This is a genomic window from Mycolicibacterium lacusdiani (assembly GCF_021916785.1).
Taxonomy (GTDB): Bacteria; Actinomycetota; Actinomycetes; order Mycobacteriales; family Mycobacteriaceae; genus Mycobacterium; species Mycobacterium lacusdiani.
On record NZ_JAKCFC010000006.1, the window covers coordinates 255198 to 279570 of the forward strand.

Genomic DNA, 24373 nt, shown 5'->3' on the forward strand with positions numbered 1-24373 from the left:
GGGTTGCTGATCAGAGGAAGAAGCTGTCATGACGTTGGTTCCATTCGATGCGCTGTTCGTCGGTCAGCTCCGCAAGATGCTTGAGGCCCTCGAAATAGGCCTCACGTGGTGCGCCCGGCGCAAACAGAATCAGGAACTCAGCAGCGTCGTCGGTTTCATTGCGGAAGCCGTGGATGCCACCGGGCGGGACGAAGAGGAAGTCGCCCTGTGTGGCATCGATCCATTTGTCGCCGTCGTACAACCGCATGCCGCCGGTCAGGACGTAGAACGCCTCAGAAATAGCTTTGTGGTAGTGCGCGGCGGCACCGGCAGCACGTGGGCCCAGTTCGACGCGGTACAGACCGTAATCACCCGCTGAGGTTTTCTGATCGACCAGATAGTGGAATTTCGATGTTCCTACGGCGTAATCCTCGGGGGCATCGCCGCGGCGCACGATCGCGCTGATCTCCCGATCCCCGTCAAACCTCGCCGGCGGGTATGGCGGGACGTCCATGATGGTTTTCGGGCTCCATAGTGACATGACTTCTCCTTCAAGTCTTTTCGTGGGTATCGGTCATTCGCTTGGACCCGCCCCGGTCAGGCTGAAAGCAAAGGGCACCGACCGCGAGACTGCGCAGCTGCTCCGGACAGGGATCGCGTGTCATCTGGCCTTCCTCAGGCCGGCAACTGTCGGGCCGCGAAGGTGGCCGCCTGCTCGGCCATGCCGTTGACCGCGTACAGACTGTGCGCGGCCCGGTCGAGGCTGCCGGCCTCACATACTGGGTCCTGCGGCGCGCATAGATCGAGCGTCTTGTCCACGAAGGCGGCGCCCATGGTGATCGGCGGGGCGGTTCGGTTGACCAGGCCGACGACGGCCGCCGATGGCTTGCCGAACAGCACGACCGCCACAATGCGGTCGCGTTGAGATGCGCCAAGGGTTTCCGTGATACCAGGGGGTAGAACGACCCCCTCGGGGATCGAGTCCATGGTCACATAGGCGTTGACCGCTGCGCCTTGAGAGTAACCGCCCAGGATGATCTGGGTACTCGGGCACGAGTCGACCACGGCGCGGATCCTGTTGCTGGAGTCGACAATTCCATCGACGGCACGCGCGAAGTCCAGTGATGCGGGGTAATTCACCGCGTAAACACCGAGCGTTCGATCACCGATTCGCGGACGTAGTGAGTTCACGAATGCGTCCCCGGTTCGGCCAATGCCCGGGGCTTCGAAAGTGCCGCGCGCGAAGATCACTTCGACGTCCTCGCACGAGGCGGCCGCAGCGGGCGCGACAGCCGGGCCGACCGGCACCAGCGCCAGCACGCCCGCGGCAACCGCGGCGCCGATATTCCGCCGCATCAGCGCCAGCCTCCCAACGTCCGGTGGGTCTTGGCCGTCAGAGCGTTGTCGTGGGCAATCAGCCCGCAGCTCGATTCGGCACGGGGCCGGCCCTGCACGTTGCCTGCCGTGGTCATCTGCAAGTCCCGATCGAGCCTGCGCGCAGACGAATTGGCCTTCGTGCCGGTTCTACCGACGAGGTGGGCCATGGGCAGACCTCCGACCGCAAGCACCCGCGATCGGGCATCATCGTTGCACGGGCCCGGCCCGGCTCGCCAGACTGTGTGACGCGCCGCCGAGTCACCGAGCCTGTGTAACTCAACCAGCGTCTCCGCTCGGCCCGCGCAATCACCCGATAAAGCTACGAGCATTGCGTTCTCCTAGGTTCGTAGCGTCGTGGATCAGGTCGGTAAGAGGGCTGTGCGAGAACGGGTCTGATGCGCGACGAGAGTGACGTGCATCGGAGGAGTCACCGGCGGCGAGGAACAACGTGGCTGCAGTTGCTCACCGATGTTGTAACCACTCCGCGAGGCGCGTGCCGCCCAGCTCAGCGTCATCTGAGGTGACCAAGCTTTTCTGCTGCACCGCGACACCGAAGTAAGTGGCCTCGGGGTCAACCACGATGGGCAGCTCTTTGCCTTGATGTGTGAAGACGGTACGGGCCAGGTCTGCGAATGACATCTGTTCCGGGCCAACGAGGTTCAGCACATCGTTGCGTGGTGTCTCGGTGGCGACACGGGCAATCACTGCGGCGACCTCGGCGGCGGCAATCGGCTGAATCAACGCATCCGGTGCGTGGACTTCGCCGTCGACGAGCAGCGATCCGGCGATGCCCTCGGTGAATTCGTGGAACTGGGTGGCCCGAACGATGGTGTACGGGACGCCGGAGTTCGCGACCAGTTCTTCCTGCAGGTGCTTACCGTTCAGGTATCCCTCGGCCTCGACGCTGCCGACACCCACGATGGACAACATGAGGTAGTGCTTCACGGCGGCCTTCTTGGCCGCGGCGAGCAGCGTGGTCGCCGAGCCGGTGAAGAAGTCCACGGCGGGACCGGGTTCCATAGTGGGGGAATTGAGGACATCGACCACGACGTCCGCCCCGTCGAGGGCTGCGGCCACGCCGTCACCCGTAACCGCATCCACCCCGCTGGCACGCGAGGCGGCGGTGACCTCATGGCCTGCAGCAGTGAGCAAGTCGACTACGCGGGCGCCTATCTGTCCGGTGGCGCCGACAACGGTGATCTTCATCGATGTTCCTTTCAGTTCTTCGGTACGCGACGATCTTTGCGCTGTTCGAGTTCAGCGTCGTCGACCAGAACGAACATGTCGACACCGGGCTGGCAGAGCATGGTCACCAGGAATCGCAGCGTGCTGTCGTCGCGGTTGTTGCCGTCGGAGTAGTGGATGACATCGCCGCCGGGCTCCCAGAACGCTTCGCCGGCCTTGATCACCCGTGGTGCTTCGCCTTCGAGTTCGAAGAGCATCTCGCCCTCCAGGACATAGCCGAAGCACGGCCCGCCGGGGTGGCGGTGCGGTGGTGCGCCGCGGTCCCCGGGGCCCCATTCGATGATCGCGGTCATCGCGTGGGCGCCATCGGGAATCCGCGGCGGTTCGACGGACTGGATCACCGTCATGGCCTTCATCAGCCGTTGCATCACATCAGACATCAGTGTCCCTCTCAGACTGGGGTTTTGGTGAGATTCTTCTGGCGCTTGCCGCCCTGAGGCCAGAAGTAGCTGCCCGGTTTACGGGCCTCCTTGGCCAGGAATGACAGTGTGCCCTTGCAGACGGACTCCTTGATGGAGGCGGCGAGGTTGCCGCCGATGTGCATCGGCAGGGCCTGGTCGTTGAAGTGCGACATCTGGATGGTGCCGGCGTGGCGGCCCAGACTGATGCACTGCCCTACCGAGGCCGGGTTCAGGTTCTTGGGTTCCTTGCCGTCCAGGCGCGCCAGCAGGGTGTCGGCGGCGTGCGACGCCAGTGGCATGGCGAGCTGGCAGCTCATCCGCAGCGGCTGCGCTGAGGGGGAGGCCGAGTCGCCCGCAGCGATGATCGAGCGGTGGTCGACGCTGGTGAGCGTCTCGTCGGTAAGCAGTCTGCCGAGCCGATCGGTGGACAGTCCGCTGTCGGAGGCCAGGGTGGGCACTGCGAACCCGGCCGTCCACACCGTGACCGAGCTGGGCAGTGCGGTGCCATCGCCCAAGGTGATGCTGTCAGCTTGCACCTGCGTGACGGTGGCGTTCTCGACGACCGTGACACCCAGTTTCTTCAGGCGCTTGGCGACCGACCGGCGTCCCCCCTTGGCCAGCGAGGGACCAAGTGCGCCCGTGACCAGGGTGACCGACCGTCCGGCCTCGCCGAATTCGGAGGCAGCTTCGATACCCGTCAGCCCGCCGCCGACCACCACAATCGGCGCCTGCAGCGCCGTGTCGGCCATGCGGGCGGTCAGCCGCTGCGCTGCTTCCAACTCGCCCAACGGGTAGGCGAATTCAACTGCGCCCGGCACGCTGATTGGTACCGAGGCGGTGCTGCCGACGGCATAGATCAGATAGTCGTAGTCCAGGGTGGTGCCCGAGGCCAGACGCAGCACCTTGGCGTCGGCGTCGATACGTTGCGCGGTGTCGACCACCAGCTTCGCGCGGTCGGTCAGAATCGCCGAGTAGTCCTCAACGGCATCGTCATTGCCGGCGACGAGTTGATGTAGACGAATGCGTTCCACGAATTGAGGCCGCGGGTTGATCAAGGTGATGTCGATGTCGGTGCGCTGGCTCAACCGGTTGGCGGCCAGGACGCCGGCATATCCGCCGCCGACGACCACGACGCGGGTGGTGGATGTCATGTGCTGCTCCTCAATTCAGGCGCCGTTACTGCCGGCGTTGGCCAGATGCACTTCGGCTGAGTCGGTGGGCGGGTAGACCCTCTGGATATTGATGGACTAGTCGATACCATTGTTCGGCTGGGCATCGCCCACGCAGCGGGCCAGACGGACCGAGCCCGCTGCGCTCCACGAACCGGCAAAGCCGCCGCCGAGGACGAGAACATTCGTCATTCCGCCCTTCGCGTCACCATCGTTGTTGGCCGTCTCGATGGTTGCATTCACGGCACCATCCAGGGACCACGGAAAACCCGTAGTCCGCGGACAGCCACGCGGGCGGGGTACGACGTCGACGTTTGCCGGTGGACTCGATTCAGTAGGCTTGCGCAGACGCCATGGGCACACGGCCGATCGTTACGCTGTGGGGTCACGGAGTCGATTCCAATAGATCGACGCAGGTCATCGATGCCCGATTGAGGCGACTTCGCCGAAGTGCCGGATTCGTCTGCGCTAGTGCATTCCAATGGTCAGGGAAGAGGGGAAGATGAACCAGTCGCTTCGCAGCGATCTCGCCGGCCGCGCCGAGGTGCTGCTAGGACTGCACCGGCCGGGCGACCCGGTGGCGATGCCCACCGTGTGGGATGTGTGGTCAGCCCAGGTGGCTGCCGACGCCGGATTCGCGGCGCTGACGGTGGGAAGCAAACCCCTCGCGCATTCGATGGGCAAGACCGACCACGAGGGGATGCAGTTCGAAGACGTGCTCGATCGCGTCGCGCAGATCACTGCCGCGGTCGATGTTCCGGTGTCGGTCGATGTTGAGTCGTGCTACGGCGTCAGTGCCGACAGGATGATCGGCCGTCTACTCGAGGTCGGGGCGGTGGGCCTGAATGTCGAGGACACGGTGCACAGCGAGGCTGGCCGACTTCGCACTTCCGCTGAACAGGCTCAACTGGTGGCTGCGCTGCGCACCGCCTCGGACAAGTCCGGCGTGCATATGGTGCTCAACGCCCGGACCGACGTGATTCTGCATGAACTCGGCGACGCGTCCGACAGGATTGAGCGCGCGATCGCCCGGTTGCGCGATGCCGCCGACGCCGGGGCCGACTGCCTCTACCCCATCGGACTCCATGATGAGAACACCCACCGGCGTCTGGCGGACGAATTGCCCTTGCCTGTCAATGCCGTGGCGAGACCAGACGAACATGATCCGGGCGTGCTGGCGGCGCTGGGGATAGCGCGGATCAGTTTCGGTCCCTTCTTGCAAACGGCATTGACTGCAAATATGCAGGACATTCTCAAGCGCTGGGGTTGAAATCGACTGACAGTTGCGAACCGCCGGTTCGTCATGTCCGTTCCGGCCCAAAAAAAATCGGCCAGTAAGCCACTGACCGCTAGCCGGCACGAAGAAAGGCAATAGCCAATGGCCGTAACAGCTTTCACCGTCACCATCCCCGCCGACCGCATCGACGGCTTCCGGTGAACTCCTTGCCGAAGTGGAGAAGGACGTCTTCGGACTGGCTGAGCGAGCACGAGCGGTGGGCTATTACCGAGAGCGGATGTTATTGCAGCCGCGTCCTGACGGTGACGCGCAACTGATCGTGTTCCTGGAGTTCGACGACGCGATCATCGCCTAGGAGTTGATCGGCGCGGTGGTGGCGTACGAAAGCGAGTTCACCAAATGGTGGAATCCGCGATACTACGAATTTATCGGGTCCCCGCCGCTGATCGCAGAGACAGTATTCTCCTGGGACGACAACGCACGCTGAACCCGACAGGGGACTTACCTGGCTTCGACAACCTTCGGCGCACATGCAGCGCCAGCTGAGCGGCGAGCGTCGAGGGGGGAGCATTTAAGGGTCCACGTCCCTCTGGGTTACCTGCGAGCGGCGAGGTGAGGGACACGACCGTCGCGGCGACTGGTGATCACTGTTTCCCGTCAGGCCGGTCGCATCGTGAGATACCAAGTACTGCAACGTATCGGGAGGCCCCTGCCCCAGGCGCGCAGCGACTTCCTGGCCTTCGTCGGCAGACGGCTGATCCTGCCCTCCGATGCGAAGCCCTCGGCGCTGACCCCCCTACCCGTCCTTCCCATGAGGTTATTTCGGGGACTCTTATGGCGCAGAAGCTGTGATGATCCCCAGGACGACAGCCGATCCGCGGGCCAAAAACTCGGTGCCCTGGGCGGCGACGTCGTGCATCTGAGTTCTGGCGGGGCGTTCGGGCCCGAGCAAGGCGGTCACCGCGCGGGCCAGGACGCTCGATGAGTCTGGCGAGGCTGCCTTGCCCGATGTCTCACTCCCGAGCACAAGAAAGCCACGGTAAAGGGCCATGAGTGCGTAGGCCTGCTCGTCGAGCAGCCAGTCTGTGCGCGCTAGAGCATTCTTGCGCCAAGCGGGCAGCATGGTGTTCATCAGGGCATCGGGGCCGAGCGCGTCGACCAGTGCAGCCGAACGGGGGTCGCCGGCGAGTGTTCCCAGCAGTCCGTCGTCGTTGCGGAGTATCGCTCTGACGAACGGTCGGTGGGCCGCTCTGCGCATCAGGCTTGGAAAGAGCTGCGAGGGCCGGGCCAGATCCGGGTCTGCCTGTAGGTCGGTGGTGAATTGTTCGGCCAGGTCGAGGAAATCCCGGCCTATCAGCCCCAGGAGAAGATCGGACTTACTGGTCCAGTACAGGTACACCGTGCCTTTGCCCACCCCCGCCTTTTCCGCCACGGCAGCCACCGTGACCGCCTTGCTGCCGCGGGCCTGCAACAGCTCGTCGGCGGCGGCCAGGATGCGCGCTGCTGTTGCAGACTGGCGTTCGGGGAGTTCACTCATCACGCCTCCTTTCATACCCTGGCTGCGGGCAGCGGATGGGAGGACCGTAGACGCTGCAACGCCTTGGCGGTGATGTCGGTGGTTCGCGCCTCCACCGCACCTTCGAGCGCCTTGCTCAGCAGGCGTCGGCCCAGGGCGAAGCGCGTGACCACCGACATGGCGCGGCGCACCCGGATCTGCCGCAGCGCATCTGGGACGAAGAATGCGCGCTGTTTGAGGCCCACCGCTTGGTACTCCTCGATGTAGGGGCGCAAGCCTTGCTCCCATTCGCTCAGGGCTGTGGGCACATCCCCAGGGTGGCGTTCGAGCAACTCGCCGAGAAGGTCCGCGCCGATGAGGCCGGCCGACACGCCCATGCCCGCGTACAGGGTGACAGACCAGGCGGAATCGCCGAGCAGCAGTACCCGTCCCTGGTGCCACGTGTTCAGGTGAACTTGCTCGGCGGAATCGAACAGCACGTGTTCGGCGTGATCGAGTGCATCGAGGACATCGCTGAGCGTGGCGCCCAGCGGCTGGTCGGCGAAGACCTCCCGAATGCGGTCCGCCGCGCGGTAGGTGAACTCGGCGTCCACGTCGTCGGTCCGGTAGGAGATCATGATCGTCGGGTCGTGGTCGGCGAACGCGAACACCCACATCGCCCGGTCGGGTTCGACCAGCTGTACGCTCACGCCCGGTTCGAGACCAGCTGGCGTGCCAGGGAATTCGAACGCGGCCACCATGTAGCCCAGGCGATGAAGGTACTGCTTGTGCGGGCCGAAGACCAGAGACCGCACTGTCGAGCGCAACCCGTCGGCCCCGACCACGAGGTCGAACCGTTCGGTCACCGATTGCCCAGTGACCGAGTTCGCCAAGGTGACATCCACCCCGTCGTCGTCCTGCACGATCGAGGTGGGCACCGTGGAGTAGCGCACCTCGACATCCGCGGGAAGGGCCGCGAAGGTGGCTTGTTCGACGTCGCCGCGCAGCATCAGCCACGGCCGGCCCGGCAGATCTTTCATGGAGAAGGTGCGGAAGTTGCGGCCGCTGCGGTCGACGAGATAACTGAGTGAGTATGGATTGCGGTCGTGTAGGTGGCTGAGGATCCCCAGGCGGTCGGCGGCGATCAATCCGGCTTCGAACAGTCCGACGAAATAGCCACCGCGGCGCCGCTCGGCGGAGCGTTCGACGATGACCGGTGTCCAGCCGGCTGCGTGCAGACGAGTCGCCGTGGCGATGCCGCTGACGCCCATTCCGACCACCAAAACCCGCCCTGCGTCGGCTACCCGACCTTGCTGTAATGCCTCTTTGTTGTTCATACTGACCATAACTGAAAAGCGGTCAGTTTGATTCCGCAGTTCGAGATGCCGACTCTGGCAAATAGTGACCGTTTGGGACTATCTAGTCAGTACGAGTGGTTGCAGGGAACAGCACCGCTCCGCGCGGGAAGACAACGAAAGGAACGTTGATGAATATCAAACGGATGTGCCGTGACGGATCGCTCACCCAGGCCGACATGGCGGTCACCTTCGACACCCTGAATCCGGTGAGCATCGACATGCTGATAGGGACCTGGAAGGTCGACCCCAGTTACGCCGAAACCCTCGGCGGCAAGATGCTTATCGAAAGTGGCTGGTGGGGAGCCCGATTCGTCGATGCCGAAACTGTTGACCCGCTGCTCTACCCGAAACCCGACGGGAACGGGGTGTTCGCCGCCGACCTTCCATCGGTGCTCGCAGTGCTCAGCACAGGCGAACGGGACATCTCGGCGAGGAGAAACGAGGTAGAGACCTCCGCGCCGATCGGGCGACTCCGCATGGTCGAGTATCGCGGCGTCCTCACGGCCACGTTGGTCTACGACCAAGTGCCGGTGCTCGACTATCTTCGCGCCATCGACAGCGGCACCATCGTCGCTGCGGTGGAGCACCGCGGTCTGGTGCATCACCCCGACTACGCGCTGCTGCGTCGCTGCCCTGCACCGCAGTGAATGATGGATTCTTCAGGATTAAATACAGCTCATCGACGCCTGTGGAAACAGTCGCCTTTGTTCAACCGGCCCAGCGTCGAGTCCACTCAGCATTCCGGTGCCCTCGCGCTCAACCTATTCGAAGTCGGCCGTGGTCGATGCTGAGTCGGCCTTCTCGCGGAGAGCTACATGGTGGCGGAGTTTAACGATCCCGCCTTCACGAACGCGATCGATGGAAACCAAACACAGAAGCTCTTCCAAGCGTTCAAGAGCAGAGGACACGGAACGCCGGGAAGCCGCGACACACTTGATGGGGTCGTGCTCATGACCCCCGAGAACATCCATGTGAATTCGTTCATGTATGAACCGATTATTGACATGTCCGACGCGGCGCTTCGAAGCCTGTACGCCGATATCAAGAGCCTCAGTCCAGGGTTGAGCTGACCGCGTTCTGTCGCCCTCCAGCTGTACGTCCATCCTCGACGATGACGATGAGTCGGAGCCTCGGCCTGCTTTGTACCCGCAGGCGCCGAGGTGATCCCATGCGCCAGCATTCCGCGAACGTTGTGAACGGATTTGTGAACGAAACCGTGCGCAACGGGGCCGACCACTTCGACACCGCGTGACACGCAAGACGTAAGAACGTAGCCGACCTGCACGTTAGCGACGTAGGTAGAAGGGCGAGAACGCAACCGGCCGGCTCATAACCCAGAGGTCGCAGGTTCGAATCCTGTCCCCGCTACTAGGTAGGACGGCCCTCGGAGATCTCTCCGGGGGCCGTTCTCTATTCCTGGACGAACTCGCAACCCCCCGGCGCGGCCACGCACCCGCTATGGTCACAACGTCTTGACACCTGCGTCAATCGCGGCAGGTCTGGACTCGGCACCCCGGCGACTCGATGCAGGGGACGTGAACGGGGAGTGCGGGATGCTGGCGAATGCGGGGAGCGTCGCCGTATTCGGCCGTCTCGTCCGCCAGTGGTGGGGTGAGCCAGTCGACTACGCGGCGCAAGTGCAGTACTTCGCCAAGCGCTCGATGTCCGGGGCCGTCCAGTACCTGATCGGGTTGGGCACCGGATTCGACGGCGTGATCTCCCTGATCCTCCTCCTGCCGTCGGCCAACTCGCGCGCGTCTCAGGTCGCCGTGGTCGGTTTCGCGGCCCTGCAACTCGCGTGGGGGTGGGCGTGGTGTGCACGGCCGTGGCCGTCGCGGAGGATGTCGCTCGCGTTCGTGGTGTCGGCCGACATCGCGATCACCGTGATGGTGCTGCTGGACCCGAGCTGGGTGCTCGGGTCGTTCGGGTTCAGCTTCTTCACCATGCTGTCGGTCTATCTCGTGTTCTTCGACGGCCCGAAAGCCCTCGTGTGTCATGTGCTGTGGATCCTGTTGACGACGGCGGCATTCGCCGTGCACGTCAGCACCGCCGCGCAATTCGACGTCGTCGAGTTCACCGCGAAGACCTTGATGTCGGTGGCGCTGGTGGTCGGCACTCCGTTGGGCATTCAGGCCGCGATCTGGGCGCTGCGCAACGACGCCAACGAGTCCATCACCGATCCGCTCACCGGCCTGCTGAATCGGCGCGGTCTGCACCTCCACGTCGGCGACCTGCTGCGCTCGAACGTGAACGATGCCGCCATCGTGATGGTCGTCGACCTCGACCGGTTCAAGGACGTCAACGACACCTTCGGCCACACGGTCGGCGACGAGGTGTTGATCCGCACCGCACGACGGATCAAGTCCGCGGTGCGCGGCACGGCCCTCGTGGCGCGGGTGGGTGGCGAGGAGTTCGTGGTCGTCGACCCGGGCCGTGCCCACCGCGACGTCGACCGCGTCCGGTACGCGATCGCCGCACCCGCCGAACCCCCGATCACTGCGAGCGTGGGCGTTTCCAGCGTTGCCCTCGGCGGAACCGCCCTAACCGGAATGGAGCCGGCGACCTGGCTCGACCGGATCATCGAACGGGCCGACCACGCGATGTTCGACGCGAAGCGCCAAGGTGGCAACGCGACGATCCACGTACCGCCAATCGATGGGCATGGATGACGGCGGTGTCGACGGCCGCCCGCGTTCTATTCACCCCGTTACAAAACTGCTAGGGTCCCGGTCGTGGCGTGTTGCCAGGCCCGCTGTGCAACGTCGTCCGAGACCAAGAGGGAAGTGCCATGGCAGACGCGATCGACCAGTTGATGGTCGCCAACCTGATCGAGGTGTTCAACGAGCGCGACGGCGACACGCGCGCGGCGGCGATCGAGCGGACGTATGCGAAGGACGTGCGCTGGACCGACGACGAGGGCGTCACGACCGGGCATGCGGCCCTTGACGCGAAGTGCGTTGGGCTGCAAGAGAACCTGGGTGATATGCAGTTCGTCGCGGATGGCCCGGTCCGACGCCTGCAGGGTTTCGGATATCTCGCCTGGCAGCTCGTCGACCCGGCAAACGGTCAACCGTCGATGTCGGGCTTCGACGTCGCACTCATCGCAGACGGTCTGATCACCGATTTGTGGACGGTCCTGATCCCGCCCAACGGATGACCTGATGTCCCGCGGCGCAGTGCCGCATCGGGCAACATGGCCACCGTCACGCCACGAAGGAGCGCCATGCCCGAGATCCGCTTCTCCGCCCCGGCCGGGCCACTGCCCGGACACCTCGCCGCACCTCCGTCGTCGGAGCCGGCGCCCGGCGTCGTCGTGATCCAAGACGCCTTCGGGCTCACCAAGGACATTCGCGCCATCACCGACCGGTTCGCCGCACAGGGGTACCTGTCGCTGGCCCCCGCGTTGTTCCGCCGCGGCTTCAAGCCCGGCTGCGTGGTGTCGACGATGCGGGCGCTGTCGACCGGTCGCGGCGCCGCGATCGACGACATCATCGCCGCGCGGGACCACCTGGCAGCCGATGAACGCTGCACCGGCAAGGTCGGGATCGTCGGGTTCTGCATGGGTGGCGGATTCTGCCTGTTGCTCGCGCCGCGCGGGGTATTCGACGCCGCCGCACCCAATTACGGCGTGCTGCCCAGCGAGGACCTGTCTGCGTTGACCCAATCCTGCCCGCTGGTCGGCAGTTACGGCGCCAAGGATCGGATGCTGCCCGGTGCCGCCGCCCGACTCGAGACCGTCCTCACGGAGGGCAACGTGCCGCACGACGTCAAGGAGTACCCGAACGTCGGCCATTCCTTCATGAACGACTGGGGTACACCGTCACCGGTGCGCGTCGTCGAACGGGTGACGGGCTTCCACTACTCGGAACCGGAGTCCGAGGACGCGTGGCGCCGCATCCTCGCGTTCTTCGCGACGCATCTGAGCTGACCGATTACGCGGACTCCACGGTCGCGGTGAACTCACCGGTGTCCCGAAGGACGGCTGGGATGTCGCCATCGACCTCGCCGATCCGCGAGATGCCCCTCCAGTAGCCGACGTCGCCGTAGTAGATCACCAGATCGCCGTCGGGCGACCAATATCCGAGGTCGCCGACGCGGGGGTCGTCGCCGTCCGGCATGCCGTCGACCGCCAGCTTCCGGGGCAGCGGTGCCGTCTTCTCCACGCCGTTGAGGTCGGCGAACGTCAACGTCACGGGCAACAGTGTTCTCAGGTCACGGGCGGTCGAGTTGTCGAACAGTCGACCCGTCAACTCGACCTCACCGACGACGATGCGTATGCGGGTGGAGTCGCTCGGTGACTTGTTGGAGGCCACTGGTGTCGGATCGCCGGACTGCGCGGCGGGCGACGGTGCGGAACTGCAGCCCGTCACCAGCACCCCGGCCAGCGCGGCGACCAATGCGTTGAGCGGTCTCACGTCGAATGCTGCCCGGACTCGGCCTCGACCGGCTGATTCGCCGTCCACGACGCCAGCAGGTCGAGCGCATGCGCAGTGGGGGAGGCGGGTTCGGCGACGTAGAGCGTCAGGGTGAGTCCTGGGTCGGAGATCATGTCGACGCTCTCGTAGAACAGTTCGAGATCGCCGACGACGTCGTGGTGGAACGTCTTCGCCCCGGCCCCGTGCGTCCGGACGTCGTGGGCTCCCCACCGCCGCCTGAACTCCTTGCTGCGGGTGGACAATTCGCCGACCAGATCTTGGAGCGCAGTATCGTGCGGGTCGCGGCCTGCCTCCGTGCGGAGGATGGCGACGCAGATGTCGGCCGCCTCGTCCCAGTGCGGATAGAACGTGTGCGAATCCTCGTGCAGGAACGTGAACCGGGCGAAGTTGGGCGGTCGGCCGGGATCGCTGTCGTACAGCGCCGCGTGCATGCCCCTGCCGAGGTGATTGACGGCAAGCAGATCCATCCGACCGTTGCGGACGATCGCCGGAGCGGTGAAGTGATCGAGCGCCCACTGCAGGCTCGGGCGCGGGACCCAGCGCTTGGCAGGTCGTCGTCGCGGCCGCATGCCTGCGCTGGTGCCGTCCGCCGCGTGCGCGAGGTGGAACAGGTGAGCGCGTTCGGCGTCGTCGAGCTGCAGGGCCCTGGCGATCGCATCGAGGATCGACGCGGAGACGCCGGCCAACCCGCCGCGCTCGAGCTTGCTGTAGTACTCGATGCTGACCCCGGCAAGCGAAGCGACCTCGCCGCGGCGCAGCCCCGGGACGCGGCGCTTGCCGTATTCGGGAATGCCCGCCTGCTGCGGTGTGATCTTGGCCCGCCGCGACATCAAGAATTCGCGAACCTCGGCACGGTTGTCCATGCCGACCACGGTACGAGGGCTCCACCCGAGATGGGACGTACTACCGATACACCCTTCGTCAGGGACTCCCAGGCGGCGTGGCGCCGGTGTTTCCTCGAATGAGCAAGCGCGGTCGCCGATTGCATCGCACCGCCCCCATCACTTCCCCCGAAAGGAGGCTCGAATGACCAGCGCCACAACGGATGCCGACACCCGCCGACTGCCGTTCGTCACCTACGTCTTGGCGATCGGCACGTTCCTGATGGGAACCACCGAGTTCATCATCGCCGGACTGCTGCCGGAGATCGCCAACGACCTCGACGTCACGCCCGCCCGCGCGGGCGGGCTCATCACGGTCTTCGCCGTCGGCATGATCGTCGGAACGCCAGGCATGGCGATCCTGACCTTGCGGCTACCCCGCCGGACGACGCTGGCCCTCGCACTGTGCGTGTTCGCCGTCGGGCACCTGGTGGTCGCCTTCGGCTCGGGCTTCACGCTGCTCCTCGGTGCCCGCTTCGTCACCGCACTGGCCACCGGGGCGTTCTGGGCGGTGGCCGCCGTCGTCGCGAGCCGCGCCGCAGGCCCGGCGGCGAGTTCACGGGCACTGGGCATCGTGCTCGGCGGCGGCATGCTCGCCAACGTCATCGGCGTCCCACTGGGTGCCTTCGCGGGCCAGCTCATCGGCTGGCGCGGGCCCTTCTGGGTGCTCGCTGTACTCGCCGCTCTCGCCTTCGTCCTGGTCATCCGGTACGTCCCCCACGACGATCCGACGCAGCCCCGGGCTTCCGTGCGGTCGGAGTTCGCCAGCCTGCGTTCCGCGCGGCTGTGGCTCGTGCTGGCGTCGGCCACGATGATCATGGGCGGCACGCTCGCCACCTACAGCTACATCGCGCCGCTGCTGACCGGTCGCGCCGGGCTGCCGGCGAATCTGGTTCCGCTGGCGCTGGTGGGGTTCGGCGTCGGTGCCCTCGCCGGTTCCTTTCTCGGCGGCCGTCTGGGCGACACCAGCCCGTATGCCACCACGCTCGTGGCGGCCGGTGCCACGGCGGCCATCCTGATTGCCATCTGTCTCGTCTCTCGCCACACGTTGCCGACCGTGGTCCTCGTTGCGCTGCTGGGACTGACGTCGATGACCGTGAACCCCATCCTGATCGCCCTGGCGGTCCGCTTCGCCAAGCAGGCGCCCACGCTGGCGTCGGCGCTGAGCACCTCCGCGTTCAACCTCGGCACCGCGGTCGGATCGTGGATGGCCGGGCGTGCCCTGGAGTCCCCGCTCTCAGAGCTGGGGCCTCCGGTCATCGGCACGGTGATCGCCGCGCTGACGCTCGTTCCGCTCGCTGCACTGGCGCACGCACATCTGAAGCGCAAGGCCATTGAAAGTTCATTCCAACAATCGATTTCACGTCACACGAAGGAGTACTCGTCATGACCGCACTCGACACCACGGGATCCAGCAGGCGCCGCCTGATGAAGCTGGCCGGGGGCGCAGCCGCGCTAGGCGTGCTGGCCACGGCGGGCTGCGCTCCGTCCGCACCCGAGGCCGCCCCGTCCGCGCCGTCATCGGCGCCCCCGTCGTCGACCCTGGCCGCGGGTGACACGTCCAACGGAGCGGACAACTTCTACACCAGCGACCGGGTGACCGTGCAGAAGGTGACGTTCAAGAACCAGTACCAGATGAACGTGACCGGGAACCTGTTCGTGCCCAACGATCTCGATCGCAACGTCAAGAACGCCGCGATGGTCGTAGGACACCCGATGGGTGCGGTCAAGGAGCAGAGCGCCAACCTGTACGCGACCAAGATGGCCGAACAGGGGTTCGTCACGATGTCGCTGGATCTGTCGTACTGGGGTGAGAGCGACGGTCAACCGCGCAATCTCGTCGCCCCCGACGTCTACACCGAGGACTTCAGCGCCGCGGTGGACTATCTGCGCACCCAGTCGTTCGTCGACACCGAGCGGATCGGAGCGCTGGGCGTCTGCGGCAGCGGCAGCTTCGTCATTAGTGCCGCGAAGATCGATCCGCGGATCAAAGCCGTTGCCACCGTGAGCATGTACGACATGGGCGGCGCCAATCGCAATGGACTGCGCAACTCGGTGACCCCGGAACAGCGCCAGCAGATACTCGCCGCGGCCGCTGCCCAGCGCGACGTCGAGTTCGCCGGCGGGGACGTCGAATACACCGGTGGGACGCCGGAGGAACTCACCGACCAGTCGACGGCCATCGACCGGGAGTTCTACGACTTCTACCGCACCGCACGGGGAAACAGTCCGGCGACCACGACGCATCCCACCCTCAGCAGCAACGTGCGGTTCATGAACTTCTACCCGTTCGAGGGCATCGAAACGATCTCGCCCCGCCCCATGCTGTTCATCACCGGCGACCAGGCCCACTCGCGGGAATTCAGCGAGCAGGCCTACCAGCTCGCCGCTGAGCCCAAGCAACTCGTCACGGTGCCCGGTGCCGGCCACGTCGACCTCTACGACCGCGTCGACCTCATCCCGTTCGACACGCTCACCACGTTCTTCGAGAACAGCCTGAACAGCCAGGAATGATCCCCGCCCCGAGAGGAATCACGATGAAGAAGATCCTGTCCGTCACCGCCGCGTTGGCGGCCGTCGTCCCGCTCGGCCTGTGGAAGGCCACGCCTGCCGGTGCCGAACCGACCATGGAGGTCTCGCGCAGCGACGCCCGGCCGGCCGGGAAGGGCCCTGCGGACACCTTCACCGGCGCCGTCAGCGTCACACCCCTGTTCGACCCCAACGACGCCCGGCAGTCCGGGGCGGCCGAGGTCGGCTTCAGCCCGGGTGCGCGCTCCGCATGGCACAGCCATCCCGGCGGCCAGACGTTGATCGTCACCGAGGGCACCGGCTGGGTCCAGCAGTGGGGTGGCGGCAAGCAGCAGATCAATCCTGGCGACGTCATCTGGACGCCGCCCGGGGTCAAGCACTGGCACGGTGCCGTCGACACCGCGGCCATGACGCACATAGCGATCCAGCAGGTCGTCGACGGGGAGGTGGTCGACTGGATGCAACACGTCACCGACGAGCAGTATCTGGGCTAGGCCGAGGTGCCGTCGCCCCCGGTGTGACGGCAGTATGAAGGCAAGGCGTGCCTTCCGTTTACCGATCGCCTTCGGTGGCAATCCACGCGGCACCGCGCCCGGAGCAGGTCACTCCTGCTCAACTAGCCCGGTGCGGCCCGACGAAGGAGATTTTCATGGCGATCAACGACGACGACATCACCACCTCGGCCGGCGGCGGCGAGGGCACGGCTGACGGCGGCTCGAATCCCGAGGGTCATGACGGCGGTGCCGACGGTTCTGCCGGTGGCGAGGGCACCGCGGACGGCGGCTCCAACCCCGAGGGTCACGACGGTGGTGCCGACGGATCTGCCGGTGGCGAGGGCACGGCTGACGGCGGCTCCAACCCCGAGGGTCATGACGGCGGTGCCGACGGTTCCGCGTAACGCTCGATGCTGAGCCGCTGCATCTCGATCGACCCCCAGGAGTTCGCCCGAACTCACTGGGGGCGTTCGCCGTTGCTCAGCCGCTCGGACGCGCTGCCCCGCGACTTCGACGATCTGCTCTCGGCCACTGCCGTCGACGAGTTGCTCGCCGAACGCGGGGTGCGCGCGCCGTTCATCCGCGTCGCCAAGGAGGGCGGCGTCGTGGCCAAAGACGGCTATCTCGCGCCGGCGGGCTTCGGCGCCGAGATGCCCGACCAGGTCGACTCGGCGAAGGTGCTCGCCCAGTTCGCCGCTGGCGCGACCATCGTCCTACAGGGCCTGCACCGGCTGTGGCCGCCCGTCATCGACTTCGTCCGCGGCATGGTCGACGACCTCGGCCACCCCGTCCAGGCCAACGCGTACGTCACGCCGCCGCAGAACCGCGGCTTCGACCCGCACTACGACGTGCACGACGTCTTCGTGCTGCAGAGCACCGGCCACAAGCACTGGACCGTGCACGAGCCCGTGCACCTCGATCCACTGGCCGACCAACCGTGGACCGACCACCGCGCCGCGGTCGCTGAGCGCGCCAAGGACGATCCGGTCATCGACACCGTGCTCGGACCGGGGGACGCGCTCTACCTACCGCGCGGCTGGATCCACTCCGCGCAGGCGCTGGGCGGGGTGTCGATCCACCTGACCATCGGCGTCGCCGCGATGACCGGGATCGACGTCGTGCGGGCACTGGTCGACCAGCTGGCCGATACGGCGGACCTGAGAAGATCGCTTCCCATGGGGATGAACGCGACCGACCGCGACGAGATGACGGCCACCGCCACCAAGGTCATCGCCCAGCTCGCCTCGACGCTGCGCGACGGCCCGCCCGGTCTGGACGAGGGCGTGGCCGCCCGACTCACCCGGCAGCATGCGCAGCGCACGCGGCCCGTCGCCGTCCGGCCGCTGGCATCACTGGATGCCGCCGCGCGCGCTGCCGCGGTGAGCGTGCGGTGGCGGCACGGGTTGATCGCGTCCGTCGAACGCGGCGCCGGGAAGGTACGGCTTCGTCTCACCGACCGCACGATCACCTTTCCGGAGTCGTGCGCCGACGCTCTGGCCGCGCTGCACCGTGGCGCCACGCTCAGTGCCACCGACCTGCCCGGCCTGGACGCCGCCGACGGCGAGGTGGTGCTCCGCCGACTACTGCGCGAGGCCGTCGTCATGCCGGTGACAGCGACGGCAGGCGAATGACCGCAGTGGTCAAGCGGGTGCCGTGCAGCGACCAGAGTCTGGCCCGCAACGACCCGATGTACGGCACCGCCTCGGCGGGCTTCTCCTGGCTGATGCTCGAATTGTCCGGCCCCTGGGGCCATTCGGCGTTCCTGCAGTCGCCGACGGTGATCGACCCCGTCCTGGGACGCGCCATCGTCCGCCGTGCCGAGATGGCAGGCATGCGCATCGCGGCCATCCGCAGGCACGGACGCAGACCCGGCGCGCCGCGATGGCGATGGTTCGTCGCGCGCGCCCGCCCCGGCGAGGAGGCGCTGTACGGCGGCGAGGTGGACGGCCCGACGGGTTATCTCGACCTCGCGCTCGACGGTTCCGACGGCGTCGCGGTCGCCGGCCCACTCGTCACCGTGTGCGCACACGGCAAGCACGATCAGTGCTGTGCGGTGCGTGGTCGCAGTGCGGTCGCGGCCATCGCCGCCCGGTATCCCGAATTGGTCTGGGAGTGTTCGCATCTCGGCGGCGACCGCTTCGCCGCCACGATGCTCGTCCTCCCCGAGGGCCTCTGCTACGGGCGGGTCGACACGACGGATGCGGCCGGCCTGGTGCGGCGATACCTCGACGGCCGTCTCGTCGACTCGCACCTGCGCGGGCGCACGTCGCTCCCGCACGTCGTGCAGGCCGCGCAGCACTTCGCGCGTGAGGCGTTCGGCGACGATCGCATCGATGCCCTGCCACCGCTTCGCGTGGAGCGCGACCACGCCACCACGCGCGTGACGCTGGGCACCGACGCGGGCAGCATCGAGGTCAGGCTGGGGGAGCAGATGTCGGCTCCGCTGCTATCTCAGTGCAGCGCCACCGTCGAGGGGCAGGTGCGCACGTTCGTGCTCGAGGCCATCGAGGCTCAGCGGCCGGTGTAGGTCGCGTTCCCCGGGCCGGTCTCGAGGAAGCTGACCACGGCGCGCTGCAGGTCATCGGTGTCGAAGAGGGCTCCGGACACCTCTGGCGTCACCGAGTCGGCGTGACGTACGCCACCGGAACGCCACGCGCCGACGATTTCCTTGGTCGCGGCGTGCGCCTTCGTCGGCCCGTCCGCGAGGCGGTGGGTCATCGCCCGGGCGGCGTCGGCGAGGTCGTCGTGCACGGCGTTGACCACACCCCACTGGTGCAGTGTCGCGGCGTCGTACAGGTCGCCGGTCATCACCAGTTCGCGAGCGCGGCCCGAGCCGGCCCGCTCGGCGAGTCGCTGCGGCCCGCCCATGGACGGGGTGAGGCCGACGACGGTCTCGACCAGGCCGAACTTCGCCTTCGGCGCGGCGAGGATCACGTCGCACGCCAGCGAGATCTCGAACGCCGCGGTAAGCGTCAGCCCGTGCGCCGCGAACACCACCGGGCACGGCAACGCCTCCAGCGGATCGATGATCTTGGTGAACAGCCTGCGCCAGAGGTCGGCGCCCTGTGCGGCGGTGAGCCCTTGGAAGACGTGAACGTCGACGCCTGCGGAGACCACCTTGCCCTCGGCCCGCAGCAGCAGCGCGCGCGGCGGGTTCGCGGCCAGGTCGACGAGGTCGTCGATCAGGGAGTCGAACATCGCCTGGTCGAAGAGGTTCAGTGGCCCGTTGTGGAAGGTGAGGACGGCGACGTCGGCTCCCGCATCGGTGGTGGAACGCTCGATGGTGGTCGGTTCGGCTGGCACGGACCTCAGGGTGCCATACCGCGTGACCGGCCGTGCCGACCGTTGTTACTGGCCGGTATATATGCTGGACGGCGAGCACGCCGGCATGGAGGAAGACGATGAAGCGCACCCTGTACGAAGCCGACCACGAGGCATTTCGCGAGTCGGTTCGCGAGTTCGTCACCCGCACGATCGAACCGGCCGAAGAGAAGATGATCGAGCAGCGGTTCGTCGACCGGGACAGCTGGCTCGAGGCAGGCCGCAACGGCTTCCTCGGTCTCGAGGTCCCCGAGGAGTACGGCGGCAGCGCGGCCGAGGACTACCGGTTCAACGCGATCTTCAACGAGGAGTTGTCCCGCTCGAGCGCAGCGATCGCCTCGGCGTTCAGCATTCAGTTCGACATCGTCGCGCCGTACCTGGTGAAGTTGACCACCGAGGAGCAGCGGCAACGGTGGTTGCCGAAATTCTGTGCGGGTGAGCTGATCACGGCGATCGCGATGACCGAGCCTTCCGGCGGTTCCGATCTGGCCGCGCTGAAGACCACGGCGGTCAAGGACGGCGACGACTACGTCATCAACGGCTCCAAGACCTTCATCACCAACGGCACGCAGGCCGATCTGATCATCGTCGCCACTCGAACGTCGCCGGAGAAGAAGGCCAGGGGCATCACGCTGTTCGCCGTCGAGGCCACCGACAAGGGGTTCTCGCGAGGTCGCAAACTCGACAAGGTGGGGCAGCCCGAGGCCGATACGGCCGAGCTGTTCTTCGAGGACCTGCGGGTGCCGTCGTCGCGGATGATCGGCGAACTCGACGGTGGATTCATCCACATGATGCAGCTGCTGCCGCAGGAGCGGATCAGCGGTGCCGTGCAGAACATCGCCCACGCCCGACGCAACCTCGAGGACACCCTGCAGTACGTCCAGGAGCGCAAGGCATTCGGCCAGCAGATCGGGTCGCTGCAGTACAACAAGTTCCTGCTGGCCGAATTGGTCACGAAACTCGATGTGGCACAGGCATTCATCGACAACTGCGTCGTGGCGCACACCCACGGCGAACTGTCCGCGATCGATGCCGCCAAGGCCAAGTGGTGGAGTTCGCAGGTGCAGAACGAGATCCTGGACCACTGCGTGCAGCTCTACGGCGGATACGGCTTCATGAACGAGTACCGGGTGGCCCGCGCGTGGAAGGACGCCCGCGTCACCAAGATCTGGGCCGGCTCCAACGAGATCATGAAGGAACTGATCGGCCGCGATCTCGGCCTCTGAACCGGATTCAGGCGGTTGCGTCGCGTGAGCGTTCGTGGGCGTCCATGAAGCACCGGTCGTAGACGTCACGGGGCAGCGGTACCGCGGCGCTCAACCGCCGGAACTCCGCCACGACCTGTTCGGCGAGCACGCGCAGTTTGACGTTGCGGTCCTGAGACCGCCAGCGCAACAACTCGAACGCGGCGTCTGCATCGAGATCGTGCAGCAGCATCAACATGCCCTTGGCCTGTTCGATCACGGCCCGGTGGTTCGAAACCTCTTGCACTGCTTCGGATAACTGATCTTGAAAGTCGCGATCGGTGGCGCGGTCGTCACCCCGAATGTCATCGCGCGCTTGCAGCATGACCCAGAAGTATACGAACTAACTGAACATTCTGTCCAACACTGGCGTATTCGGCCAGCAAGGCGCGGGTTGTTGGGATCGGTAGCCGTCGTCGCGGACTTTCATCAACGCATGCCGGTGCCGCAGGGGCAGCGCATCACGAGAGGAAGACCACGCATGAAGATCCTGCCGACCCCCGTCGAGGAATTCGTCAACCGCACCGACCGCAACCGCAGCCTGGCGTTCGGCATCTCCGGTGCGGTGCTCGCGTTCTGGAGCCTGTACCGGGTGTTCTGGGCGCTGTACGTCTCCATGACGTTCTCGGGCATCGGGTGGTCGCCGGTGTCGCTGATGGTTCCGATCGTCCTGTGGGGCGCCATTGGCGTGGTGTCGGCGGTCGCGGCGTTCGCCTTCCTCACCCGGTACGCCAAGCAGACCTGACGCCAGACGACGAACGGCTCCCGGAGTGTCTCCGGGAGCCGTTCGGTCGTCCGTCAGCCCTCCTTGCGGATCAATCGCTGCAGCGCCGCGCCGTCGGAGGCCAGCAGTTCGTCGATCCGGTCGTGGTTCACGTCGGCCACGACGATCTCGCCGACGTCCTGGTGGACGTCGCGGAAGATGCCGTGCGACTTCATCTTCTGCGTCTGGTAGACGTTGTCCTCGGTCGGCGTCACGTAGTAGACGGCGTCGGCCTTGAAGCGGTGGATCAACCACAGGTGGATCAACGTCATGAGGCGCTTCTGACGTAGCCGCTCGTCGAACGTGTTCTGGTCGCGCACCGTCAGGATGCTGCGCCCGTTGCGATCCTTGATCGGGTCGACGAGCACGTTGGCGAGCTTCTCCTCGTCATCGCCCCGCTTGCCGTAGATGCCGAGTTCGAGCACCTCGCCGCCCGGTCGCAGCGGCCGGAACTGGATGCGGAACTTCTCGCCCAGCTCGTAGTACTCGCCCCACATCGCCAGCCAATCCTGCAGCAGCTTCTTGGGCACCTCGGTCTGGACCAGGTGCTGGTGCTGCGTCGACCCCTTGCCCATCGACTTCGTGGTCGCCGTCCGGCCCGACGACGCAGCCAGCGCGGCATCGCTGCGGGGGCCGCCGACGAGGGTCTGCGGCGTCCGGTAGGGCGATTCGACCAGCCGCATCTTGCGCTGCAGGCGGGCCAGAGCCAGCATGCCGTCCTGACGCAGAGCACCGGCGAACTCCTCGGCGGCGACGCCGTCGATCTGGTGCCCGCCGTAGGTCATGAAGTTGAAGACGAACCCCATCTTCCCGATCTCCTCGGGGAAGGCGCGCATCTGATCGTCGCTCATGCCGGTGGTGTCCCAGTTGAACGAGGGGGACAGGTTGTAGGCCAGCATCTTGTCGGGGTAGACGCTGTGGATGGCGTCGGCGAACTGCCGGGCGTCCTCGAGGTCGGCGGTCTTGGTCTCCATCCACAGGATGTCGGCGAAGGGTGCTGCGGCAAGCGACTTCGCGATCGCGTAGGGGATGCCGCCGCGAACCTGGTAGTAGCCCTCCGGCGTCTTCGCCCGCTCGCAGTCCCACGGGGCGTCGACGCCGAGTTCCCTCGCCTTCTCCCGTGCGGCGTACAACGACGCCCGCTCGGCGAACCGGCGCCACTCCGCGGCGGTCATGTCGTGCGGTTCGCCCTCGCGCTCACGGAACTCGAGGAGTTCGCCGACCGCCTCGCCGTAGGTCTGCAGCCCGGCGTCGACTTGCCAGACGTCGACGAACTGCGACTCCACGTCGTCGAACAACTCGTCGACCGACCGCGCCGTCGGGTCCTTCCGCCACGACGCCACCGTGTCGGACACCGTCTGCGCGACACCGTGCCGCTGCAGCCACGCGTCGGCCGCGGCGTACTCGCCGTCGGGCAACGCGTACAGCAGGTGTCCGTTCAGCTCGGTGAGCCCCGCGTCGTAGAAGCTGCGCACCATGGCCAGGAAGCACGACTTGTAGGGCGGGATCTTCAGATTGGTGACGCCGAGCAGGAAGGGCTGGTCCCGCTCGTCGGCCCGGCTGTCGATCAGGCTGGCGGCCTCGGCGTCGGTGCGCGCCACGATGATGCCGGGTACGCGCATGATGTCGAGCTGGAACCGGGCGGTGTTGAGCCGCTTGATCTGTTCGTCGGATGGCACCAGGACCTTGCCGCCCTGATGGCCGCACTTCTTGGTGCCCGGACGCTGGTCCTCGATGTGATAGCCCGGCACACCGGCCTCGACGAATCGCCGAATGAGGTTGCGCACGTGCGGATCTCCGCCATGGCCGGTATCGGCGTCGGCGATGATGAACGGCCGGAAGTCGACCGCCGGGGTGGCGGCCCGCTCGGCTTCGGTCATCTTCAGGCGCAGGTACTGCTGATTGCGGTCCGCGGTGAGCAGCGCGCGCACCAGGCCTGCGGCCTCGTCGGGCACCTGGCTGAGGGGGTAGCTGGCGAGGTCGGGGCCGGGATCCTCGTCGAGCGATCCCTTGGCCGACGTCGCCCAGCCGCCGAGGTAGATCCCCTCGATGCCCATCCGCTTGATGGTGACCGCCTGACCTGGCGAATACGGACCGAACGTCGTGATGCTCTTCTTGGCGGCGAACAGTTCCCGGAGGCGGTCGAAGAACGCTGCGGCTACTTCGCGCGCAACGGTGTAGTCGACCGGGATGGTGCCGCGCTGCTCGGCGACCTGGCGTGCGGAGTACAGCCGGATGATGCCGTCGAATCGCGGTCCGTCGAAGTACTGCTGGGTGTCGTTCACGTCCTGTTCGATGGGGCCGTGAACCGGGACGTCCGCTTCGGTGATCGACATGGTGCGCTCCTCGCTGAGCATGGTCGTCGCTGATGTGCCAAGTGGCTCGAGTGTATGACCGCAGCGGAGGGCGGAGGTTGGGATTGCCCCAAGGGTCCTGGAGGCGCG

Annotated in this window: 29 protein-coding genes; 15 read left to right on the forward strand and 14 right to left on the reverse strand. The window is 66.2% G+C overall.

Annotation, left to right across the window (positions count from 1 at the left end):
• Positions 1-10: 10 nt before the first annotated feature.
• The 7 genes from LOK44_RS19575 to LOK44_RS19605 all read right to left on the reverse strand — a co-directional run bounded on the left by LOK44_RS19575 (position 11) and on the right by LOK44_RS19605 (position 4414).
• Entirely contained in the window at positions 11-520 is a 510-nt protein-coding gene (locus tag LOK44_RS19575; protein ID WP_237571762.1) for a cupin domain-containing protein, read from the reverse strand.
• A gap of 134 nt (positions 521-654) precedes the next feature.
• Complete coding sequence (locus LOK44_RS19580) at positions 655-1335, reverse strand: cutinase family protein (RefSeq protein WP_237571763.1); 681 nt, start codon at positions 1333-1335, stop codon at positions 655-657.
• Positions 1335-1523, reverse strand: coding sequence for a hypothetical protein (locus tag LOK44_RS19585; RefSeq protein WP_237571764.1), 189 nt, complete (start codon positions 1521-1523; stop codon positions 1335-1337). The genes LOK44_RS19580 and LOK44_RS19585 overlap by 1 nt, the downstream gene beginning before the upstream one ends.
• 295 nt (positions 1524-1818) lie before the next feature.
• A complete protein-coding gene (locus LOK44_RS19590; protein ID WP_237571765.1) occupies positions 1819-2562 on the reverse strand; it encodes an SDR family oxidoreductase in 744 nt (247 codons plus the stop codon).
• Positions 2563-2573: 11 nt separating this feature from the next.
• The gene (locus LOK44_RS19595) at positions 2574-2981 is read right to left on the reverse strand and encodes a cupin domain-containing protein (protein ID WP_237571766.1); all 408 of its coding nucleotides are present in this window, start codon (positions 2979-2981) and stop codon (positions 2574-2576) included.
• An 11-nt stretch (positions 2982-2992) separates the two neighbouring features.
• Positions 2993-4153: an NAD(P)/FAD-dependent oxidoreductase gene (locus LOK44_RS19600; protein WP_237571767.1), complete on the reverse strand. Its 1161-nt coding sequence runs from the start codon at positions 4151-4153 to the stop codon at positions 2993-2995.
• A gap of 96 nt (positions 4154-4249) precedes the next feature.
• On the reverse strand, positions 4250-4414 hold the full coding sequence (locus LOK44_RS19605) for a hypothetical protein (protein ID WP_237571768.1): 165 nt from the start codon (positions 4412-4414) through the stop codon (positions 4250-4252).
• A gap of 259 nt (positions 4415-4673) precedes the next feature.
• Between LOK44_RS19605 and LOK44_RS19610 the strand changes: the two genes are divergently transcribed.
• Together LOK44_RS19610 and LOK44_RS19615 are read left to right on the forward strand one after the other, a co-directional pair.
• Positions 4674-5441 carry an isocitrate lyase/PEP mutase family protein gene (locus tag LOK44_RS19610; RefSeq protein ID WP_237571769.1) on the forward strand — a complete coding sequence of 256 codons (768 nt, stop codon included), beginning with the start codon at positions 4674-4676 and terminating at the stop codon, positions 5439-5441.
• A gap of 181 nt (positions 5442-5622) precedes the next feature.
• A complete protein-coding gene (locus tag LOK44_RS19615) occupies positions 5623-5763 on the forward strand; it encodes a hypothetical protein (RefSeq protein WP_237571770.1) in 141 nt (46 codons plus the stop codon).
• Between the two features lie 477 nt (positions 5764-6240).
• On the opposite strand, the gene LOK44_RS19620 is transcribed toward LOK44_RS19615, so the two are convergent.
• Together LOK44_RS19620 and LOK44_RS19625 are read right to left on the reverse strand one after the other, a co-directional pair.
• Positions 6241-6945 (reverse strand): TetR/AcrR family transcriptional regulator, encoded by a 705-nt coding sequence (locus tag LOK44_RS19620; RefSeq protein WP_237571771.1) that lies wholly within the window; start codon positions 6943-6945, stop codon positions 6241-6243.
• An 11-nt stretch (positions 6946-6956) separates the two neighbouring features.
• A complete protein-coding gene (locus LOK44_RS19625; protein ID WP_237571772.1) occupies positions 6957-8240 on the reverse strand; it encodes an FAD-dependent monooxygenase in 1284 nt (427 codons plus the stop codon).
• Positions 8241-8335: 95 nt separating this feature from the next.
• On the opposite strand from LOK44_RS19625, the gene LOK44_RS19630 reads away from it, so the two are divergent.
• The 5 genes from LOK44_RS19630 (at position 8336) to LOK44_RS19650 (ending at position 12189) form a co-directional block, all read left to right on the forward strand.
• The gene (locus LOK44_RS19630) at positions 8336-8908 is read left to right on the forward strand and encodes a DUF4334 domain-containing protein (protein ID WP_237571773.1); all 573 of its coding nucleotides are present in this window, start codon (positions 8336-8338) and stop codon (positions 8906-8908) included.
• 168 nt (positions 8909-9076) lie between these two features.
• Complete coding sequence (locus tag LOK44_RS19635; RefSeq protein WP_237571774.1) at positions 9077-9331, forward strand: hypothetical protein; 255 nt, start codon at positions 9077-9079, stop codon at positions 9329-9331.
• 483 nt (positions 9332-9814) lie between these two features.
• Positions 9815-10930 (forward strand): GGDEF domain-containing protein, encoded by a 1116-nt coding sequence (locus LOK44_RS19640; protein ID WP_237571775.1) that lies wholly within the window; start codon positions 9815-9817, stop codon positions 10928-10930.
• A gap of 119 nt (positions 10931-11049) precedes the next feature.
• Positions 11050-11418 (forward strand): nuclear transport factor 2 family protein, encoded by a 369-nt coding sequence (locus LOK44_RS19645; RefSeq protein ID WP_237571776.1) that lies wholly within the window; start codon positions 11050-11052, stop codon positions 11416-11418.
• Positions 11419-11484: 66 nt separating this feature from the next.
• Positions 11485-12189: a dienelactone hydrolase family protein gene (locus LOK44_RS19650; RefSeq protein ID WP_237571777.1), complete on the forward strand. Its 705-nt coding sequence runs from the start codon at positions 11485-11487 to the stop codon at positions 12187-12189.
• A gap of 4 nt (positions 12190-12193) precedes the next feature.
• Here the strand turns inward: LOK44_RS19650 and LOK44_RS19655 are convergent, their stop codons facing one another.
• Positions 12194-12676, reverse strand: a complete 483-nt coding sequence (locus tag LOK44_RS19655; protein ID WP_237571778.1) for a cyclophilin-like fold protein — start codon at positions 12674-12676, stop codon at positions 12194-12196.
• The gene (locus tag LOK44_RS19660; RefSeq protein WP_237571779.1) at positions 12673-13560 is read right to left on the reverse strand and encodes a helix-turn-helix transcriptional regulator; all 888 of its coding nucleotides are present in this window, start codon (positions 13558-13560) and stop codon (positions 12673-12675) included. The genes LOK44_RS19655 and LOK44_RS19660 overlap by 4 nt, the downstream gene beginning before the upstream one ends.
• A gap of 163 nt (positions 13561-13723) precedes the next feature.
• Between LOK44_RS19660 and LOK44_RS19665 the strand changes: the two genes are divergently transcribed.
• The 6 genes from LOK44_RS19665 (at position 13724) to LOK44_RS19690 (ending at position 19128) form a co-directional block, all read left to right on the forward strand.
• The gene (locus LOK44_RS19665; protein WP_237571780.1) at positions 13724-14968 is read left to right on the forward strand and encodes an MFS transporter; all 1245 of its coding nucleotides are present in this window, start codon (positions 13724-13726) and stop codon (positions 14966-14968) included.
• The gene (locus LOK44_RS19670) at positions 14965-16092 is read left to right on the forward strand and encodes an alpha/beta hydrolase (RefSeq protein ID WP_237571781.1); all 1128 of its coding nucleotides are present in this window, start codon (positions 14965-14967) and stop codon (positions 16090-16092) included. The genes LOK44_RS19665 and LOK44_RS19670 overlap by 4 nt, the downstream gene beginning before the upstream one ends.
• 23 nt (positions 16093-16115) lie before the next feature.
• The gene (locus tag LOK44_RS19675; protein WP_237571782.1) at positions 16116-16601 is read left to right on the forward strand and encodes a (R)-mandelonitrile lyase; all 486 of its coding nucleotides are present in this window, start codon (positions 16116-16118) and stop codon (positions 16599-16601) included.
• 155 nt (positions 16602-16756) lie between these two features.
• Positions 16757-17005 carry a BatC protein gene (locus LOK44_RS19680; RefSeq protein ID WP_163918582.1) on the forward strand — a complete coding sequence of 83 codons (249 nt, stop codon included), beginning with the start codon at positions 16757-16759 and terminating at the stop codon, positions 17003-17005.
• Positions 17006-17011: 6 nt separating this feature from the next.
• The gene (locus tag LOK44_RS19685; RefSeq protein WP_237571783.1) at positions 17012-18232 is read left to right on the forward strand and encodes a cupin domain-containing protein; all 1221 of its coding nucleotides are present in this window, start codon (positions 17012-17014) and stop codon (positions 18230-18232) included.
• The gene (locus LOK44_RS19690) at positions 18229-19128 is read left to right on the forward strand and encodes a ferredoxin family protein (RefSeq protein WP_237571784.1); all 900 of its coding nucleotides are present in this window, start codon (positions 18229-18231) and stop codon (positions 19126-19128) included. Before LOK44_RS19685 ends, LOK44_RS19690 begins: the two co-directional genes overlap by 4 nt.
• Here the strand turns inward: LOK44_RS19690 and LOK44_RS19695 are convergent.
• Positions 19113-19904, reverse strand: a complete 792-nt coding sequence (locus tag LOK44_RS19695; RefSeq protein ID WP_237571785.1) for an enoyl-CoA hydratase/isomerase family protein — start codon at positions 19902-19904, stop codon at positions 19113-19115. The two genes, LOK44_RS19690 and LOK44_RS19695, sit on opposite strands and share 16 nt — an antisense overlap.
• A gap of 98 nt (positions 19905-20002) precedes the next feature.
• Here LOK44_RS19695 and LOK44_RS19700 point away from each other — a divergent pair, with 98 nt between their 5' ends.
• Positions 20003-21148 carry an acyl-CoA dehydrogenase family protein gene (locus LOK44_RS19700; RefSeq protein ID WP_237571786.1) on the forward strand — a complete coding sequence of 382 codons (1146 nt, stop codon included), beginning with the start codon at positions 20003-20005 and terminating at the stop codon, positions 21146-21148.
• A 7-nt stretch (positions 21149-21155) separates the two neighbouring features.
• On the opposite strand, the gene LOK44_RS19705 is transcribed toward LOK44_RS19700, so the two are convergent.
• Positions 21156-21491 carry an ANTAR domain-containing protein gene (locus tag LOK44_RS19705; RefSeq protein ID WP_237571787.1) on the reverse strand — a complete coding sequence of 112 codons (336 nt, stop codon included), beginning with the start codon at positions 21489-21491 and terminating at the stop codon, positions 21156-21158.
• Positions 21492-21647: 156 nt separating this feature from the next.
• Here LOK44_RS19705 and LOK44_RS19710 point away from each other — a divergent pair, with 156 nt between their 5' ends.
• Positions 21648-21911: a hypothetical protein gene (locus LOK44_RS19710; RefSeq protein ID WP_237571788.1), complete on the forward strand. Its 264-nt coding sequence runs from the start codon at positions 21648-21650 to the stop codon at positions 21909-21911.
• 53 nt (positions 21912-21964) lie between these two features.
• On the opposite strand, the gene aceA is transcribed toward LOK44_RS19710, so the two are convergent.
• On the reverse strand, positions 21965-24265 hold the full coding sequence (aceA, locus tag LOK44_RS19715) for an isocitrate lyase ICL2 (protein ID WP_237571789.1): 2301 nt from the start codon (positions 24263-24265) through the stop codon (positions 21965-21967).
• Positions 24266-24373 lie beyond the last annotated feature (108 nt).

Coding starts and splice junctions, on each gene's coding strand:
- LOK44_RS19575 (WP_237571762.1), bottom strand. CDS start 520: ATGTCACTATGGAGCCCGAAAACCATCATGGACGTCCCGCCATACCCG.
- LOK44_RS19580 (WP_237571763.1), bottom strand. CDS start 1,335: ATGCGGCGGAATATCGGCGCCGCGGTTGCCGCGGGCGTGCTGGCGCTG.
- LOK44_RS19585 (WP_237571764.1), bottom strand. CDS start 1,523: ATGGCCCACCTCGTCGGTAGAACCGGCACGAAGGCCAATTCGTCTGCG.
- LOK44_RS19590 (WP_237571765.1), bottom strand. CDS start 2,562: ATGAAGATCACCGTTGTCGGCGCCACCGGACAGATAGGCGCCCGCGTA.
- LOK44_RS19595 (WP_237571766.1), bottom strand. CDS start 2,981: ATGTCTGATGTGATGCAACGGCTGATGAAGGCCATGACGGTGATCCAG.
- LOK44_RS19600 (WP_237571767.1), bottom strand. CDS start 4,153: ATGACATCCACCACCCGCGTCGTGGTCGTCGGCGGCGGATATGCCGGC.
- LOK44_RS19610 (WP_237571769.1), top strand. CDS start 4,674: ATGAACCAGTCGCTTCGCAGCGATCTCGCCGGCCGCGCCGAGGTGCTG.
- LOK44_RS19620 (WP_237571771.1), bottom strand. CDS start 6,945: ATGAGTGAACTCCCCGAACGCCAGTCTGCAACAGCAGCGCGCATCCTG.
- LOK44_RS19625 (WP_237571772.1), bottom strand. CDS start 8,240: ATGAACAACAAAGAGGCATTACAGCAAGGTCGGGTAGCCGACGCAGGG.
- LOK44_RS19635 (WP_237571774.1), top strand. CDS start 9,077: ATGGTGGCGGAGTTTAACGATCCCGCCTTCACGAACGCGATCGATGGA.
- LOK44_RS19640 (WP_237571775.1), top strand. CDS start 9,815: ATGCTGGCGAATGCGGGGAGCGTCGCCGTATTCGGCCGTCTCGTCCGC.
- LOK44_RS19645 (WP_237571776.1), top strand. CDS start 11,050: ATGGCAGACGCGATCGACCAGTTGATGGTCGCCAACCTGATCGAGGTG.
- LOK44_RS19650 (WP_237571777.1), top strand. CDS start 11,485: ATGCCCGAGATCCGCTTCTCCGCCCCGGCCGGGCCACTGCCCGGACAC.
- LOK44_RS19660 (WP_237571779.1), bottom strand. CDS start 13,560: ATGGACAACCGTGCCGAGGTTCGCGAATTCTTGATGTCGCGGCGGGCC.
- LOK44_RS19665 (WP_237571780.1), top strand. CDS start 13,724: ATGACCAGCGCCACAACGGATGCCGACACCCGCCGACTGCCGTTCGTC.
- LOK44_RS19670 (WP_237571781.1), top strand. CDS start 14,965: ATGACCGCACTCGACACCACGGGATCCAGCAGGCGCCGCCTGATGAAG.
- LOK44_RS19675 (WP_237571782.1), top strand. CDS start 16,116: ATGAAGAAGATCCTGTCCGTCACCGCCGCGTTGGCGGCCGTCGTCCCG.
- LOK44_RS19680 (WP_163918582.1), top strand. CDS start 16,757: ATGGCGATCAACGACGACGACATCACCACCTCGGCCGGCGGCGGCGAG.
- LOK44_RS19685 (WP_237571783.1), top strand. CDS start 17,012: ATGCTGAGCCGCTGCATCTCGATCGACCCCCAGGAGTTCGCCCGAACT.
- LOK44_RS19690 (WP_237571784.1), top strand. CDS start 18,229: ATGACCGCAGTGGTCAAGCGGGTGCCGTGCAGCGACCAGAGTCTGGCC.
- LOK44_RS19700 (WP_237571786.1), top strand. CDS start 20,003: ATGAAGCGCACCCTGTACGAAGCCGACCACGAGGCATTTCGCGAGTCG.
- LOK44_RS19705 (WP_237571787.1), bottom strand. CDS start 21,491: ATGCTGCAAGCGCGCGATGACATTCGGGGTGACGACCGCGCCACCGAT.
- LOK44_RS19710 (WP_237571788.1), top strand. CDS start 21,648: ATGAAGATCCTGCCGACCCCCGTCGAGGAATTCGTCAACCGCACCGAC.
- aceA (WP_237571789.1), bottom strand. CDS start 24,265: ATGTCGATCACCGAAGCGGACGTCCCGGTTCACGGCCCCATCGAACAG.